This window comes from Aeromonas sp. FDAARGOS 1417, from assembly GCF_019046985.1.
GTDB lineage: Bacteria > Pseudomonadota > Gammaproteobacteria > Enterobacterales > Aeromonadaceae > Aeromonas > Aeromonas veronii.
This window is the reverse complement of the sequence record NZ_CP077221.1, coordinates 2,112,639-2,131,591: the sequence shown is the minus strand read 5'-3', so window position 1 is coordinate 2,131,591 and position 18,953 is coordinate 2,112,639. Positions and strand designations below refer to the sequence as shown.

1 protein-coding gene is annotated in these 18,953 nt (G+C 58.5%); it reads left to right on the top strand.

Annotation, left to right across the window (positions count from 1 at the left end; genetic code table 11):
• Positions 1–51: 51 nt before the first annotated feature.
• Positions 52–18,918, top strand: coding sequence for an immunoglobulin-like domain-containing protein (locus tag I6L47_RS09550; RefSeq protein ID WP_216949202.1), 18,867 nt, complete (start codon positions 52–54; stop codon positions 18,916–18,918).
• Positions 18,919–18,953: the final 35 nt, after the last annotated feature.

Sequence of the window (18,953 nt, the reverse complement as noted above, 5' to 3'; positions counted from 1 at the left end):
TGCAAAGTAGGCTGTGGCTTATTGCATTCAAATCAGGATTCAGGAGAGAACATGATTACCAATGCCGTTACCTTGGAACAGGGCGTAACCGTAACCCAACTCAAAGGACAAATTTATCTGGTTGCTGCCGATGGCAGCCGGAAGCTGTTGGCTGAAGGTGATGTGCTGCCGAAAGGGGCGGTAATCATGTCGCCGGATGGCGCCAGTTTCATGGGCGGCGGACAGTCGTTCACTGTGCAACCAGCCAGCGAACAGAGTGAGCCTGCCGAAGAGGGAGATGCTCCCCAGTTGGCGCAAAACGGCGCTGCAGGTACTCCTGATGATATCAGTGCCCTACAACAGGCCATTTTGGGCGGCGCGGACCCGACCCAGGCCTTTGAAGCCTCTGCCGCAGGCGGTGCACCTGCTGCCGGTGGTGGCGGTATTGGGGGCGTTGCCGGTGCCAGTGGCAACGGCGGTTTTGTCACCATCGACCGTACCGGTTCCGCAACTATTGCCGAAGCCACCTTCGATACCACCTACAACACCAATGGTGAGCCACCGCTTGAAGCCGTTGGTGAAGATGATCCTCTTCTTACTTCCGCCAACCTTGTCTTGAGTGCAGATGCAGAGGTGAATGAAGGTGGGTTTATCACCTTTACTGCGACAGTAGATGAACCTGTTTTTGGTTCTGACTTGGTTATTCAGCTGTCAAATGGTGCAGTGATCACCATTCCCGTCGGCCAGAGTTCCGGTTCAGTCACTGTTGCTGCTCCAGTAGACAGCCCTTATGTCGATCCGTCAACGATCACCGTTTCGATTACCGGTACTCAGGGTGGTGGTTTCAACCAGATTATCACTGGACCTTCAACGACTACCCAGATTAACGACACTGTCGACACCACCACCGTGACCCTAGGCGCTCCGGCGCAAGTCAACGAAGGTGGCCAAATCACCTACAGCGTCAGCGTCAATAACGCCCCGCAAAGCGATCTGGTGCTGACCCTGTCCAACGGCGCCAGCATCACCATCAAGGCGGGCGAGCTGAACGGCAGCGTGACGATTGATGCCCCGAGTGACGACGTTTACAACGATGGCAGCAGCCTGACGGTGAGCATCACCGGCAGCAGCGGTGGCAACTACGAGCAGCTGGACACCAGCAGCAAGGTGACCACCGAGGTGGTCGACACTGTCGACACTACCACCGTGACCCTGAGCTCGGCAACCAACGGCCAGACCGTGACCGAGGGCGGCAGCATTGTCTACACCGCCAGCGTCAGCAACCCGGTGACCGGCAGCCCGCTGACCGTGACCCTCTCCAACGGGGTGGTGATCACCATTCCGGTGGGCAGCAGCAGTGCCAACAGTGAGCTGGTACCGGTTCGTGGTGATGACATTTATCAGCAAGGTGAAGAGTCACTGAGCGTCACTATCGACAAGACCAGTGGTGGCAATTACGAGAATTTGGTTAGCACTGGCACTATCACCAATACAGTGGTAGATGACAACGACACCGCCTTCACGCTGAAACTGTTTGCGGTGGATGCGCAGGGCAATGTGGTCGACAGCTCCACAGTGTCGGAAGAAGGTGAAACCAGCGCCTACTACGTGGTGCGTGCCGTGGATGCCAACGGTAACGTGCTGGCGACCCAGCCGACCGGCAACGTGAACGTGAGCTTTGGCAACCTGGGCACGACCAGCAGTGCTGACTACAGCGCGAGCAAGACCACCGTTGCGGTGGGCGAGGTGTTCAGCGCCAAGGCGGTGAACGACGCGCTGGCGGACAACGGCGAGCAGTTCAAGGTCAGTCTGAATGGCGGCAGCTTCAGCGAAGCGGGCAAGTACGAGAAGGTGGAATACAGCGACGCCACCGTCACCACCACCATCACTGACGAAACCGGCAATGATCCGGACGTACCGGGCGACAACGACACCGCCTTCACGCTGAAACTGTTTGCGGTGGATGCGCAGGGCAATGTGGTCGACAGCTCCACAGTGTCGGAAGAAGGTGAAACCAGCGCCTACTACGTGGTGCGTGCCGTGGATGCCAACGGTAACGTGCTGGCGACCCAGCCGACCGGCAACGTGAACGTGAGCTTTGGCAACCTGGGCACGACCAGCAGTGCTGACTACAGCGCGAGCAAGACCACCGTTGCGGTGGGCGAGGTGTTCAGCGCCAAGGCGGTGAACGACGCGCTGGCGGACAACGGCGAGCAGTTCAAGGTCAGTCTGAATGGCGGCAGCTTCAGCGAAGCGGGCAAGTACGAGAAGGTGGAATACAGCGACGCCACCGTCACCACCACCATCACTGACGAAACCGGCAATGATCCGGACGTACCGGGCGACAACGACACCGCCTTCACGCTGAAACTGTTTGCGGTGGATGCGCAGGGCAATGTGGTCGACAGCTCCACAGTGTCGGAAGAAGGTGAAACCAGCGCCTACTACGTGGTGCGTGCCGTGGATGCCAACGGTAACGTGCTGGCGACCCAGCCGACCGGCAACGTGAGCGTGAGCTTTGGCAACCTGGGCACGACCAGCAGTGCTGACTACAGCGCGAGCAAGACCACCGTTGCGGTGGGCGAGGTGTTCAGCGCCAAGGCGGTGAACGACGCGTTGGCGGACAACGGCGAGCAGTTCAAGGTCAGTCTGAATGGCGGCAGCTTCAGCGAAGCGGGCAAGTACGAGAAGGTGGAATACAGCGACGCCACCGTCACCACCACCATCACTGACGAAACCGGCAATGATCCGGACGTACCGGGCGACAACGACACCGCCTTCACGCTGAAACTGTTTGCGGTGGATGCGCAGGGCAATGTGGTCGACAGCTCCACAGTGTCGGAAGAAGGTGAAACCAGCGCCTACTACGTGGTGCGTGCCGTGGATGCCAACGGTAACGTGCTGGCGACCCAGCCGACCGGCAACGTGAACGTGAGCTTTGGCAACCTGGGCACGACCAGCAGTGCTGACTACAGCGCGAGCAAGACCACCGTTGCGGTGGGCGAGGTGTTCAGCGCCAAGGCGGTGAACGACGCGCTGGCGGACAACGGCGAGCAGTTCAAGGTCAGTCTGAATGGCGGCAGCTTCAGCGAAGCGGGCAAGTACGAGAAGGTGGAATACAGCGACGCCACCGTCACCACCACCATCACTGACGAAACCGGCAATGATCCGGACGTACCGGGCGACAACGACACCGCCTTCACGCTGAAACTGTTTGCGGTGGATGCGCAGGGCAATGTGGTCGACAGCTCCACAGTGTCGGAAGAAGGTGAAACCAGCGCCTACTACGTGGTGCGTGCCGTGGATGCCAACGGTAACGTGCTGGCGACCCAGCCGACCGGCAACGTGAGCGTGAGCTTTGGCAACCTGGGCACGACCAGCAGTGCTGACTACAGCGCGAGCAAGACCACCGTTGCGGTGGGCGAGGTGTTCAGCGCCAAGGCGGTGAACGACGCGTTGGCGGACAACGGCGAGCAGTTCAAGGTCAGTCTGAATGGCGGCAGCTTCAGCGAAGCGGGCAAGTACGAGAAGGTGGAATACAGCGACGCCACCGTCACCACCACCATCACTGACGAAACCGGCAATGATCCGGACGTACCGGGCGACAACGACACCGCCTTCACGCTGAAACTGTTTGCGGTGGATGCGCAGGGCAATGTGGTCGACAGCTCCACAGTGTCGGAAGAAGGTGAAACCAGCGCCTACTACGTGGTGCGTGCCGTGGATGCCAACGGTAACGTGCTGGCGACCCAGCCGACCGGCAACGTGAGCGTGAGCTTTGGCAACCTGGGCACGACCAGCAGTGCTGACTACAGCGCGAGCAAGACCACCGTTGCGGTGGGCGAGGTGTTCAGCGCCAAGGCGGTGAACGACGCGTTGGCGGACAACGGCGAGCAGTTCAAGGTCAGTCTGAATGGCGGCAGCTTCAGCGAAGCGGGCAAGTACGAGAAGGTGGAATACAGCGACGCCACCGTCACCACCACCATCACTGACGAAACCGGCAATGATCCGGACGTACCGGGCGACAACGACACCGCCTTCACGCTGAAACTGTTTGCGGTGGATGCGCAGGGCAATGTGGTCGACAGCTCCACAGTGTCGGAAGAAGGTGAAACCAGCGCCTACTACGTGGTGCGTGCCGTGGATGCCAACGGTAACGTGCTGGCGACCCAGCCGACCGGCAACGTGAGCGTGAGCTTTGGCAACCTGGGCACGACCAGCAGTGCTGACTACAGCGCGAGCAAGACCACCGTTGCGGTGGGCGAGGTGTTCAGCGCCAAGGCGGTGAACGACGCGCTGGCGGACAACGGCGAGCAGTTCAAGGTCAGTCTGAATGGCGGCAGCTTCAGCGAAGCGGGCAAGTACGAGAAGGTGGAATACAGCGACGCCACCGTCACCACCACCATCACTGACGAAACCGGCAATGATCCGGACGTACCGGGCGACAACGACACCGCCTTCACGCTGAAACTGTTTGCGGTGGATGCGCAGGGCAATGTGGTCGACAGCTCCACAGTGTCGGAAGAAGGTGAAACCAGCGCCTACTACGTGGTGCGTGCCGTGGATGCCAACGGTAACGTGCTGGCGACCCAGCCGACCGGCAACGTGAACGTGAGCTTTGGCAACCTGGGCACGACCAGCAGTGCTGACTACAGCGCGAGCAAGACCACCGTTGCGGTGGGCGAGGTGTTCAGCGCCAAGGCGGTGAACGACGCGCTGGCGGACAACGGCGAGCAGTTCAAGGTCAGTCTGAATGGCGGCAGCTTCAGCGAAGCGGGCAAGTACGAGAAGGTGGAATACAGCGACGCCACCGTCACCACCACCATCACTGACGAAACCGGCAATGATCCGGACGTACCGGGCGACAACGACACCGCCTTCACGCTGAAACTGTTTGCGGTGGATGCGCAGGGCAATGTGGTCGACAGCTCCACAGTGTCGGAAGAAGGTGAAACCAGCGCCTACTACGTGGTGCGTGCCGTGGATGCCAACGGTAACGTGCTGGCGACCCAGCCGACCGGCAACGTGAGCGTGAGCTTTGGCAACCTGGGCACGACCAGCAGTGCTGACTACAGCGCGAGCAAGACCACCGTTGCGGTGGGCGAGGTGTTCAGCGCCAAGGCGGTGAACGACGCGCTGGCGGACAACGGCGAGCAGTTCAAGGTCAGTCTGAATGGCGGCAGCTTCAGCGAAGCGGGCAAGTACGAGAAGGTGGAATACAGCGACGCCACCGTCACCACCACCATCACTGACGAAACCGGCAATGATCCGGACGTACCGGGCGACAACGACACCGCCTTCACGCTGAAACTGTTTGCGGTGGATGCGCAGGGCAATGTGGTCGACAGCTCCACAGTGTCGGAAGAAGGTGAAACCAGCGCCTACTACGTGGTGCGTGCCGTGGATGCCAACGGTAACGTGCTGGCGACCCAGCCGACCGGCAACGTGAGCGTGAGCTTTGGCAACCTGGGCACGACCAGCAGTGCTGACTACAGCGCGAGCAAGACCACCGTTGCGGTGGGCGAGGTGTTCAGCGCCAAGGCGGTGAACGACGCGTTGGCGGACAACGGCGAGCAGTTCAAGGTCAGTCTGAATGGCGGCAGCTTCAGCGAAGCGGGCAAGTACGAGAAGGTGGAATACAGCGACGCCACCGTCACCACCACCATCACTGACGAAACCGGCAATGATCCGGACGTACCGGGCGACAACGACACCGCCTTCACGCTGAAACTGTTTGCGGTGGATGCGCAGGGCAATGTGGTCGACAGCTCCACAGTGTCGGAAGAAGGTGAAACCAGCGCCTACTACGTGGTGCGTGCCGTGGATGCCAACGGTAACGTGCTGGCGACCCAGCCGACCGGCAACGTGAGCGTGAGCTTTGGCAACCTGGGCACGACCAGCAGTGCTGACTACAGCGCGAGCAAGACCACCGTTGCGGTGGGCGAGGTGTTCAGCGCCAAGGCGGTGAACGACGCGCTGGCGGACAACGGCGAGCAGTTCAAGGTCAGTCTGAATGGCGGCAGCTTCAGCGAAGCGGGCAAGTACGAGAAGGTGGAATACAGCGACGCCACCGTCACCACCACCATCACTGACGAAACCGGCAATGATCCGGACGTACCGGGCGACAACGACACCGCCTTCACGCTGAAACTGTTTGCGGTGGATGCGCAGGGCAATGTGGTCGACAGCTCCACAGTGTCGGAAGAAGGTGAAACCAGCGCCTACTACGTGGTGCGTGCCGTGGATGCCAACGGTAACGTGCTGGCGACCCAGCCGACCGGCAACGTGAGCGTGAGCTTTGGCAACCTGGGCACGACCAGCAGTGCTGACTACAGCGCGAGCAAGACCACCGTTGCGGTGGGCGAGGTGTTCAGCGCCAAGGCGGTGAACGACGCGCTGGCGGACAACGGCGAGCAGTTCAAGGTCAGTCTGAATGGCGGCAGCTTCAGCGAAGCGGGCAAGTACGAGAAGGTGGAATACAGCGACGCCACCGTCACCACCACCATCACTGACGAAACCGGCAATGATCCGGACGTACCGGGCGACAACGACACCGCCTTCACGCTGAAACTGTTTGCGGTGGATGCGCAGGGCAATGTGGTCGACAGCTCCACAGTGTCGGAAGAAGGTGAAACCAGCGCCTACTACGTGGTGCGTGCCGTGGATGCCAACGGTAACGTGCTGGCGACCCAGCCGACCGGCAACGTGAACGTGAGCTTTGGCAACCTGGGCACGACCAGCAGTGCTGACTACAGCGCGAGCAAGACCACCGTTGCGGTGGGCGAGGTGTTCAGCGCCAAGGCGGTGAACGACGCGTTGGCGGACAACGGCGAGCAGTTCAAGGTCAGTCTGAATGGCGGCAGCTTCAGCGAAGCGGGCAAGTACGAGAAGGTGGAATACAGCGACGCCACCGTCACCACCACCATCACTGACGAAACCGGCAATGATCCGGACGTACCGGGCGACAACGACACCGCCTTCACGCTGAAACTGTTTGCGGTGGATGCGCAGGGCAATGTGGTCGACAGCTCCACAGTGTCGGAAGAAGGTGAAACCAGCGCCTACTACGTGGTGCGTGCCGTGGATGCCAACGGTAACGTGCTGGCGACCCAGCCGACCGGCAACGTGAACGTGAGCTTTGGCAACCTGGGCACGACCAGCAGTGCTGACTACAGCGCGAGCAAGACCACCGTTGCGGTGGGCGAGGTGTTCAGCGCCAAGGCGGTGAACGACGCGTTGGCGGACAACGGCGAGCAGTTCAAGGTCAGTCTGAATGGCGGCAGCTTCAGCGAAGCGGGCAAGTACGAGAAGGTGGAATACAGCGACGCCACCGTCACCACCACCATCACTGACGAAACCGGCAATGATCCGGACGTACCGGGCGACAACGACACCGCCTTCACGCTGAAACTGTTTGCGGTGGATGCGCAGGGCAATGTGGTCGACAGCTCCACAGTGTCGGAAGAAGGTGAAACCAGCGCCTACTACGTGGTGCGTGCCGTGGATGCCAACGGTAACGTGCTGGCGACCCAGCCGACCGGCAACGTGAACGTGAGCTTTGGCAACCTGGGCACGACCAGCAGTGCTGACTACAGCGCGAGCAAGACCACCGTTGCGGTGGGCGAGGTGTTCAGCGCCAAGGCGGTGAACGACGCGCTGGCGGACAACGGCGAGCAGTTCAAGGTCAGTCTGAATGGCGGCAGCTTCAGCGAAGCGGGCAAGTACGAGAAGGTGGAATACAGCGACGCCACCGTCACCACCACCATCACTGACGAAACCGGCAATGATCCGGACGTACCGGGCGACAACGACACCGCCTTCACGCTGAAACTGTTTGCGGTGGATGCGCAGGGCAATGTGGTCGACAGCTCCACAGTGTCGGAAGAAGGTGAAACCAGCGCCTACTACGTGGTGCGTGCCGTGGATGCCAACGGTAACGTGCTGGCGACCCAGCCGACCGGCAACGTGAGCGTGAGCTTTGGCAACCTGGGCACGACCAGCAGTGCTGACTACAGCGCGAGCAAGACCACCGTTGCGGTGGGCGAGGTGTTCAGCGCCAAGGCGGTGAACGACGCGCTGGCGGACAACGGCGAGCAGTTCAAGGTCAGTCTGAATGGCGGCAGCTTCAGCGAAGCGGGCAAGTACGAGAAGGTGGAATACAGCGACGCCACCGTCACCACCACCATCACTGACGAAACCGGCAATGATCCGGACGTACCGGGCGACAACGACACCGCCTTCACGCTGAAACTGTTTGCGGTGGATGCGCAGGGCAATGTGGTCGACAGCTCCACAGTGTCGGAAGAAGGTGAAACCAGCGCCTACTACGTGGTGCGTGCCGTGGATGCCAACGGTAACGTGCTGGCGACCCAGCCGACCGGCAACGTGAACGTGAGCTTTGGCAACCTGGGCACGACCAGCAGTGCTGACTACAGCGCGAGCAAGACCACCGTTGCGGTGGGCGAGGTGTTCAGCGCCAAGGCGGTGAACGACGCGCTGGCGGACAACGGCGAGCAGTTCAAGGTCAGTCTGAATGGCGGCAGCTTCAGCGAAGCGGGCAAGTACGAGAAGGTGGAATACAGCGACGCCACCGTCACCACCACCATCACTGACGAAACCGGCAATGATCCGGACGTACCGGGCGACAACGACACCGCCTTCACGCTGAAACTGTTTGCGGTGGATGCGCAGGGCAATGTGGTCGACAGCTCCACAGTGTCGGAAGAAGGTGAAACCAGCGCCTACTACGTGGTGCGTGCCGTGGATGCCAACGGTAACGTGCTGGCGACCCAGCCGACCGGCAACGTGAACGTGAGCTTTGGCAACCTGGGCACGACCAGCAGTGCTGACTACAGCGCGAGCAAGACCACCGTTGCGGTGGGCGAGGTGTTCAGCGCCAAGGCGGTGAACGACGCGCTGGCGGACAACGGCGAGCAGTTCAAGGTCAGTCTGAATGGCGGCAGCTTCAGCGAAGCGGGCAAGTACGAGAAGGTGGAATACAGCGACGCCACCGTCACCACCACCATCACTGACGAAACCGGCAATGATCCGGACGTACCGGGCGACAACGACACCGCCTTCACGCTGAAACTGTTTGCGGTGGATGCGCAGGGCAATGTGGTCGACAGCTCCACAGTGTCGGAAGAAGGTGAAACCAGCGCCTACTACGTGGTGCGTGCCGTGGATGCCAACGGTAACGTGCTGGCGACCCAGCCGACCGGCAACGTGAACGTGAGCTTTGGCAACCTGGGCACGACCAGCAGTGCTGACTACAGCGCGAGCAAGACCACCGTTGCGGTGGGCGAGGTGTTCAGCGCCAAGGCGGTGAACGACGCGCTGGCGGACAACGGCGAGCAGTTCAAGGTCAGTCTGAATGGCGGCAGCTTCAGCGAAGCGGGCAAGTACGAGAAGGTGGAATACAGCGACGCCACCGTCACCACCACCATCACTGACGAAACCGGCAATGATCCGGACGTACCGGGCGACAACGACACCGCCTTCACGCTGAAACTGTTTGCGGTGGATGCGCAGGGCAATGTGGTCGACAGCTCCACAGTGTCGGAAGAAGGTGAAACCAGCGCCTACTACGTGGTGCGTGCCGTGGATGCCAACGGTAACGTGCTGGCGACCCAGCCGACCGGCAACGTGAGCGTGAGCTTTGGCAACCTGGGCACGACCAGCAGTGCTGACTACAGCGCGAGCAAGACCACCGTTGCGGTGGGCGAGGTGTTCAGCGCCAAGGCGGTGAACGACGCGCTGGCGGACAACGGCGAGCAGTTCAAGGTCAGTCTGAATGGCGGCAGCTTCAGCGAAGCGGGCAAGTACGAGAAGGTGGAATACAGCGACGCCACCGTCACCACCACCATCACTGACGAAACCGGCAATGATCCGGACGTACCGGGCGACAACGACACCGCCTTCACGCTGAAACTGTTTGCGGTGGATGCGCAGGGCAATGTGGTCGACAGCTCCACAGTGTCGGAAGAAGGTGAAACCAGCGCCTACTACGTGGTGCGTGCCGTGGATGCCAACGGTAACGTGCTGGCGACCCAGCCGACCGGCAACGTGAACGTGAGCTTTGGCAACCTGGGCACGACCAGCAGTGCTGACTACAGCGCGAGCAAGACCACCGTTGCGGTGGGCGAGGTGTTCAGCGCCAAGGCGGTGAACGACGCGCTGGCGGACAACGGCGAGCAGTTCAAGGTCAGTCTGAATGGCGGCAGCTTCAGCGAAGCGGGCAAGTACGAGAAGGTGGAATACAGCGACGCCACCGTCACCACCACCATCACTGACGAAACCGGCAATGATCCGGACGTACCGGGCGACAACGACACCGCCTTCACGCTGAAACTGTTTGCGGTGGATGCGCAGGGCAATGTGGTCGACAGCTCCACAGTGTCGGAAGAAGGTGAAACCAGCGCCTACTACGTGGTGCGTGCCGTGGATGCCAACGGTAACGTGCTGGCGACCCAGCCGACCGGCAACGTGAACGTGAGCTTTGGCAACCTGGGCACGACCAGCAGTGCTGACTACAGCGCGAGCAAGACCACCGTTGCGGTGGGCGAGGTGTTCAGCGCCAAGGCGGTGAACGACGCGCTGGCGGACAACGGCGAGCAGTTCAAGGTCAGTCTGAATGGCGGCAGCTTCAGCGAAGCGGGCAAGTACGAGAAGGTGGAATACAGCGACGCCACCGTCACCACCACCATCACTGACGAAACCGGCAATGATCCGGACGTACCGGGCGACAACGACACCGCCTTCACGCTGAAACTGTTTGCGGTGGATGCGCAGGGCAATGTGGTCGACAGCTCCACAGTGTCGGAAGAAGGTGAAACCAGCGCCTACTACGTGGTGCGTGCCGTGGATGCCAACGGTAACGTGCTGGCGACCCAGCCGACCGGCAACGTGAGCGTGAGCTTTGGCAACCTGGGCACGACCAGCAGTGCTGACTACAGCGCGAGCAAGACCACCGTTGCGGTGGGCGAGGTGTTCAGCGCCAAGGCGGTGAACGACGCGCTGGCGGACAACGGCGAGCAGTTCAAGGTCAGTCTGAATGGCGGCAGCTTCAGCGAAGCGGGCAAGTACGAGAAGGTGGAATACAGCGACGCCACCGTCACCACCACCATCACTGACGAAACCGGCAATGATCCGGACGTACCGGGCGACAACGACACCGCCTTCACGCTGAAACTGTTTGCGGTGGATGCGCAGGGCAATGTGGTCGACAGCTCCACAGTGTCGGAAGAAGGTGAAACCAGCGCCTACTACGTGGTGCGTGCCGTGGATGCCAACGGTAACGTGCTGGCGACCCAGCCGACCGGCAACGTGAGCGTGAGCTTTGGCAACCTGGGCACGACCAGCAGTGCTGACTACAGCGCGAGCAAGACCACCGTTGCGGTGGGCGAGGTGTTCAGCGCCAAGGCGGTGAACGACGCGTTGGCGGACAACGGCGAGCAGTTCAAGGTCAGTCTGAATGGCGGCAGCTTCAGCGAAGCGGGCAAGTACGAGAAGGTGGAATACAGCGACGCCACCGTCACCACCACCATCACTGACGAAACCGGCAATGATCCGGACGTACCGGGCGACAACGACACCGCCTTCACGCTGAAACTGTTTGCGGTGGATGCGCAGGGCAATGTGGTCGACAGCTCCACAGTGTCGGAAGAAGGTGAAACCAGCGCCTACTACGTGGTGCGTGCCGTGGATGCCAACGGTAACGTGCTGGCGACCCAGCCGACCGGCAACGTGAGCGTGAGCTTTGGCAACCTGGGCACGACCAGCAGTGCTGACTACAGCGCGAGCAAGACCACCGTTGCGGTGGGCGAGGTGTTCAGCGCCAAGGCGGTGAACGACGCGCTGGCGGACAACGGCGAGCAGTTCAAGGTCAGTCTGAATGGCGGCAGCTTCAGCGAAGCGGGCAAGTACGAGAAGGTGGAATACAGCGACGCCACCGTCACCACCACCATCACTGACGAAACCGGCAATGATCCGGACGTACCGGGCGACAACGACACCGCCTTCACGCTGAAACTGTTTGCGGTGGATGCGCAGGGCAATGTGGTCGACAGCTCCACAGTGTCGGAAGAAGGTGAAACCAGCGCCTACTACGTGGTGCGTGCCGTGGATGCCAACGGTAACGTGCTGGCGACCCAGCCGACCGGCAACGTGAGCGTGAGCTTTGGCAACCTGGGCACGACCAGCAGTGCTGACTACAGCGCGAGCAAGACCACCGTTGCGGTGGGCGAGGTGTTCAGCGCCAAGGCGGTGAACGACGCGCTGGCGGACAACGGCGAGCAGTTCAAGGTCAGTCTGAATGGCGGCAGCTTCAGCGAAGCGGGCAAGTACGAGAAGGTGGAATACAGCGACGCCACCGTCACCACCACCATCACTGACGAAACCGGCAATGATCCGGACGTACCGGGCGACAACGACACCGCCTTCACGCTGAAACTGTTTGCGGTGGATGCGCAGGGCAATGTGGTCGACAGCTCCACAGTGTCGGAAGAAGGTGAAACCAGCGCCTACTACGTGGTGCGTGCCGTGGATGCCAACGGTAACGTGCTGGCGACCCAGCCGACCGGCAACGTGAACGTGAGCTTTGGCAACCTGGGCACGACCAGCAGTGCTGACTACAGCGCGAGCAAGACCACCGTTGCGGTGGGCGAGGTGTTCAGCGCCAAGGCGGTGAACGACGCGTTGGCGGACAACGGCGAGCAGTTCAAGGTCAGTCTGAATGGCGGCAGCTTCAGCGAAGCGGGCAAGTACGAGAAGGTGGAATACAGCGACGCCACCGTCACCACCACCATCACTGACGAAACCGGCAATGATCCGGACGTACCGGGCGACAACGACACCGCCTTCACGCTGAAACTGTTTGCGGTGGATGCGCAGGGCAATGTGGTCGACAGCTCCACAGTGTCGGAAGAAGGTGAAACCAGCGCCTACTACGTGGTGCGTGCCGTGGATGCCAACGGTAACGTGCTGGCGACCCAGCCGACCGGCAACGTGAACGTGAGCTTTGGCAACCTGGGCACGACCAGCAGTGCTGACTACAGCGCGAGCAAGACCACCGTTGCGGTGGGCGAGGTGTTCAGCGCCAAGGCGGTGAACGACGCGCTGGCGGACAACGGCGAGCAGTTCAAGGTCAGTCTGAATGGCGGCAGCTTCAGCGAAGCGGGCAAGTACGAGAAGGTGGAATACAGCGACGCCACCGTCACCACCACCATCACTGACGAAACCGGCAATGATCCGGACGTACCGGGCGACAACGACACCGCCTTCACGCTGAAACTGTTTGCGGTGGATGCGCAGGGCAATGTGGTCGACAGCTCCACAGTGTCGGAAGAAGGTGAAACCAGCGCCTACTACGTGGTGCGTGCCGTGGATGCCAACGGTAACGTGCTGGCGACCCAGCCGACCGGCAACGTGAACGTGAGCTTTGGCAACCTGGGCACGACCAGCAGTGCTGACTACAGCGCGAGCAAGACCACCGTTGCGGTGGGCGAGGTGTTCAGCGCCAAGGCGGTGAACGACGCGCTGGCGGACAACGGCGAGCAGTTCAAGGTCAGTCTGAATGGCGGCAGCTTCAGCGAAGCGGGCAAGTACGAGAAGGTGGAATACAGCGACGCCACCGTCACCACCACCATCACTGACGAAACCGGCAATGATCCGGACGTACCGGGCGACAACGACACCGCCTTCACGCTGAAACTGTTTGCGGTGGATGCGCAGGGCAATGTGGTCGACAGCTCCACAGTGTCGGAAGAAGGTGAAACCAGCGCCTACTACGTGGTGCGTGCCGTGGATGCCAACGGTAACGTGCTGGCGACCCAGCCGACCGGCAACGTGAGCGTGAGCTTTGGCAACCTGGGCACGACCAGCAGTGCTGACTACAGCGCGAGCAAGACCACCGTTGCGGTGGGCGAGGTGTTCAGCGCCAAGGCGGTGAACGACGCGCTGGCGGACAACGGCGAGCAGTTCAAGGTCAGTCTGAATGGCGGCAGCTTCAGCGAAGCGGGCAAGTACGAGAAGGTGGAATACAGCGACGCCACCGTCACCACCACCATCTTGGACAACGATTCGTTAGTAGCGTTGCAAGACGTAGTAGAAGGTACCTCGAACAATGTTCTGAACGTGGCTGATGGTGTTGCTTTTACAGGTGCGACAGCCTTGGGAGGAACTGTCTCGCTGTTGAACGGCAAGTTCGTTTACCAAGCGCCGGTACGAGATCATGCCGATTCGATTGCCGACATCGACTCGTTTACTTACACCAGGGCCGATGGTTCGACGGTGACATACAACATCAACATTCTGGATACCAACCCGCTGGCTGCCAATGATAGTGGTAGCTTCGCCGTAGGCTTGAATGTCCAGACCGCTGGAAGCATCAGCCTGTTGGCAAACGACACCGTGGTGGATAGTTCGGTTGCCAAACCTGCCACGGTCCACTCGGTGACAGGCTTGAATGGTACTGCTGTCGAGTTGGGCGCAGTTGGTAGTGTGACCGTAGCTGGCAAGTATGGGGATCTTACGGTGAATGCCAATGGCAGCTACACCTATACCAGCAAGCTGGATACCGATGTGCAGGCGGTCGAAGGTGGTCCGGCGGTGAAATCTGCCTTTGCTGTATATGGCTTCCAGAATAACTCGCTGCCGCTGAATGGCACCTCACTGAATTTGACTGGCCTGACCGATAGCGCAACGGCACTCGTGGATGTTCGTACCAGCGGCAACAATGCCAAGCCCGGTATTGGTGTCTCTCAAAGCGGTGGTGGTACCAACGATATCGGTAGTGGTGAATCGCTGGTGATTGGGCTTAAGGCGCTATCCAATTTTGCTCAGATAGGTATCAACGAGCTTAATAGCGGACAGGGTAGCGCAAGTTGGAAAGCTTATGATGCGAATGGCGTGCTGGTCGGTTCCGGTATCTTGGTATCGTCTTCCAGTAATGGAGGTTTGCAATCATTCAATATCTCGACCAATACCCCCTTCCAGTATCTGGTGTTGGGTTATAGCGGTAACCAGAACGGTTATGTCGTTGATTCGATCAAGTACACGCCTGCTATTGGTGCCGTAACAGAAGAGTTTACTTATACCGTCAAGGATAACGATGGAGATGTGTCCAATTCAGCGGTGCTGACCCTGAATGGCAATGTTCCGACGACCGTAGCTCCAACCATGCTGATGGGAGTGGAGGATACGGATGTCACTATGACATGGGCGTCTTTCGGGATCTCGGATAACGCATCTACCGTCCGGATTTCCGGTAACCAGGATGGCACCGGCACGATCCGGTATTTGGATGCAAGCACTAACCAGTACAAAGAGTTGGGTAAAAACGAGACCAAAACCTTTACCAAGGCCGATATCGACAGTGGTAAGGTGAAATTTGACCCGGAAGATAACGTGTCTGGTGCCGATGTTTACGGGAATGACAAAGGCGTCGGTAACAAAGGCCACGATCTCACCAGTATCAAGTTTGATGTACTGAAGGGAAATCAGGTTATTGCCAGTGATAAAAGCGTTGTGGTGGATCTGACGCCGAAAGCTGATGCTCCGACGCTGAAGGTTGGGACATTTAGTTCCCTGGCTGCCATGGATTTTGAGAATGTGGGGGTAGGCTCAGAAGGATGGAAAGATAACATTAACCCCAACTCTATTAATGGTGCCGGTGCTATTGGTCAATGGCACGCCAATGGCAGTGGACTGATTGAGGTGGGTAAAGAATCCGTCTATTTGGGCAATAAGGCAACCAGTACAACGAACCAGGTGATGGAAATCGAAAGTAGCAGGAATGTGAGCCAGCTCTACACTGACATTCAGTGTGAGTCAGGCCGTTTCTATCAGCTGAACTTTGATATCAGTGCTCGCACGACACCACAGAATATTGACATTTCCAGCTGTGGTTTGAAGGTGTTTTTGGTGCAGCTTGATGCTAATGGTCGTCAAATTCCCGAATCTCGCATTGATTTGTATGATTTTTCACCTAAGTCTGTCGGCTGGTTGAAGGGGGTGCCTGTTCCGTTGAAGGTGCCGGAGACCGGCACATATCGACTGGTATTTGAGTCCAAGGACACCTCAGGAAATGGAGATTCTTACGGGGCTGTTCTCGACAATGTCAAGTTTCAGGCAGTCGATAACAAGGGGTATGAAGACAGCTTCATCAAGCTGGGCAAGATCGATGCTGAGTTGGTAGATAAAGATGGTTCTGAACGCTTGTCTGTCGAGATAGAAGGATTGCCGGTGGGGGCTGTGCTCAAAGATGCGGCTAACCACAGCGTGATCGTGGGTGACTCCCGCAAGGTCGATGTTACAGGTTGGAGTCTGTCCACCCTGCAACTGAAAGTGAATGATCCTGGTCATTACAACCTTGTTGTCAAGGCAACAGCGACGGAGGTTACATCTAGCGGTACCGTTCTGGATAGTGCCGTTAGCAAAGTTATCTTGCCGGTTGAGGTATTGGCCGCCAATGCTGCTCCGGTCATTACGGCTACATCGGTTGCAGTATCCGAAGAGGGGCTGCCAGGCGGGTTGATAGATACCACCGATTTCCGTGGTCAGGACACCAATCTGGATAGTACAAGTGACACCTCGGTTTCTGGCAAGCTGACAATCAGTGATGCTAATGGCGATATCATCCAATCAGTTAAACTGGTCGCGCCGACAGAACGCATCACTTCCGGTGATACAGACATCAAGTGGACTGTGTCGGCCGATGGCATGATGCTTACCGGCAAGGTGGGTAATGACGGCCCGACTGCCGTGACGGTCACCATCGACAAGCAGGGCAATTACAACGTCAATCTGTTCAAGCCGCTGGATCATGTCAATGCAGACAACGTGGAAGGGCGCTTGGCGATCAATGTCGGTGTAGAAGCCAGCGATGGGAAGGTAACCGGTACCGGCACGTTGACTATTCAGGTTGAGGATGACAAACCGGTGGTAACTGATGGCTCGGCTGTGCTGAAAATGACTGCCCAACCGACCAATCTGATGCTGGTGCTTGATGTGTCGACCAGTATGGGGGAACGCCCAGACGGTAGTAACGGTCTGACTCGTTTCGAGATGGCACAGCAGGCACTTATCAAGCTGTTGGATCGCTATCAGGAGTTGGGGGATGTGCGTGTCCAGCTGGTGACCTTCTCTGATAGTGCGAGTATCAAGACTGTGACCTGGGTGGATGCTGCCATAGCTAAGCAGGTTATCAATGGGCTGGATTATCGTGGTAATACCAACTATGACGATGCTCTTGAGAAAGCTAAGGCGGCATTCACGCAAACTGGTGCAATAGCTGGGGCGAAGAATGTGGCCTACTTCTTGTCGGACGGTGAGCCAAACAAGCCATCTCGTGATACTGGTATTGACTCGGACGAACAGGACGACTGGGAGTCGTTTCTGAAAAGCAACAAGATCACAGCCTATGCGGTGGGGATAGGCGAGGGGGCAACAATCTCGGCGCTGGAACCGATTGCTTTCAATGGCGCTGATGCCAGTAAGCCTGTGGATGCCTTCGTTGCAGAGAAAGAGTCTGAGTTGGCGTCGCAGCTACAGGAGACCGTAGCACCGAACGTGATCGGTAATCTGCTGACGGTGGGCTCTGTGAGCGCCGGTCTTGGGGCTGATGGCGGTCGTTTGTCCTCAGTGACTGTCGATAAGGTGGTGTATAGCTGGGATGGTGGCAGTGCCAACCCGAGTAATTTGGGGAGTAAAGCCAGCTACAATAGCGCTACTCACGAGCTGAATATCACGACTGCGGCAGGTGGCAAGTTGGTGATCGATTTGGATGATGGCAGTTATCGCTATCAGGCCGCGAGCAAGGCTGCGATGGGCTATCAGGAAACCATCGGTTTCTCTGTGGTTGACCGGGATGGTGACAGCGTTAACGCGAATGTTACGTTGAACGTTGTGCCCGATGGTAACGCGATCAAGACCGGCGATCAGAATGACTCGGTATATTTGAGTAGCGATAGGCCTTCCGTAGCTGCCCATACGGCCATCGAAATAAATGGCATCCACTACTCTCAACCTGGTATTTATCTGGATGGTACTGACGGTGTAGTCATCAACAAAGACAGTGCCGATACCGTGTATACCTATGGTGGTAATGATCATGTCGAAGGTGGGCGTGGCAATGATGTGATGTATTTGGGAAATAGCGGCAGCAATCCTCCCGATTTAAGCAAGGCAATTGATTTTGTCACAGCTGATGTTGCCACCATTACACTGCGGCCTGCTGATGGTGTTGCCCGTGAGGATGGTGACCTGATCCCAGCCAATGCCTCTGTGGCTTGGGGGGATGTGGCGCAAGGCGCTCAGGGCAATGATTTCCTGTTTGGCGAGGATGGTGTGGACTTGCTCTTTGGGGGATCAGGTAACGACTATCTGGATGGTGGAAAGGATCGAGACTTCATCCGTGGTGGCAGTGGTGATGATGTGATCTTGGGTGGGGCCGGTAGTGACTACCTGCGTGGTGAGGAGGGGGCCGATACCTTCCTTTGGCAGCAGGGGGATGATGCATTAGTTCAGGGTTCAGGCAATTCAAATATGCTTCCAACCCATCCAGTTGATTACATCACTGACTTCCAGGTCCAGCATGGCGATGGCTGGCAGTTGAGCAGTAATAAGGTTAATTATTTCAAGGATGTGGATATTGCACGTTCAGACAAGTTGGACTTATCCGACCTGTTGGATCACAGTGGTAACAAAAACGAGTCCAACTTGGCTACGTTGCTTTCAGTATTTGAGAAGGAGGGTGACGTTCATTTGCAGGTGAAGACTGCTGATGGCAGCAAAGTGAGACAAGAGATTGTCTTGCTTGACAATACCTTCGAGTCCATAACCGGAGATAGTGACAATCATGTTTATGGTTCTACGGGATCAACATCCGAGCAGGTAATCAACTATATGTTGCAAAACCACTTGCTCGATATCGACAAGTAAGCCCAATTTGGGGCAATAAAAAAGCGGCAGAGCAA

Excerpts from the sequence above, each read along its gene's own strand:
- I6L47_RS09550 (WP_216949202.1), top strand. The coding sequence starts at position 52 with ATGATTACCAATGCCGTTACCTTGGAACAGGGCGTAACCGTAACCCAA.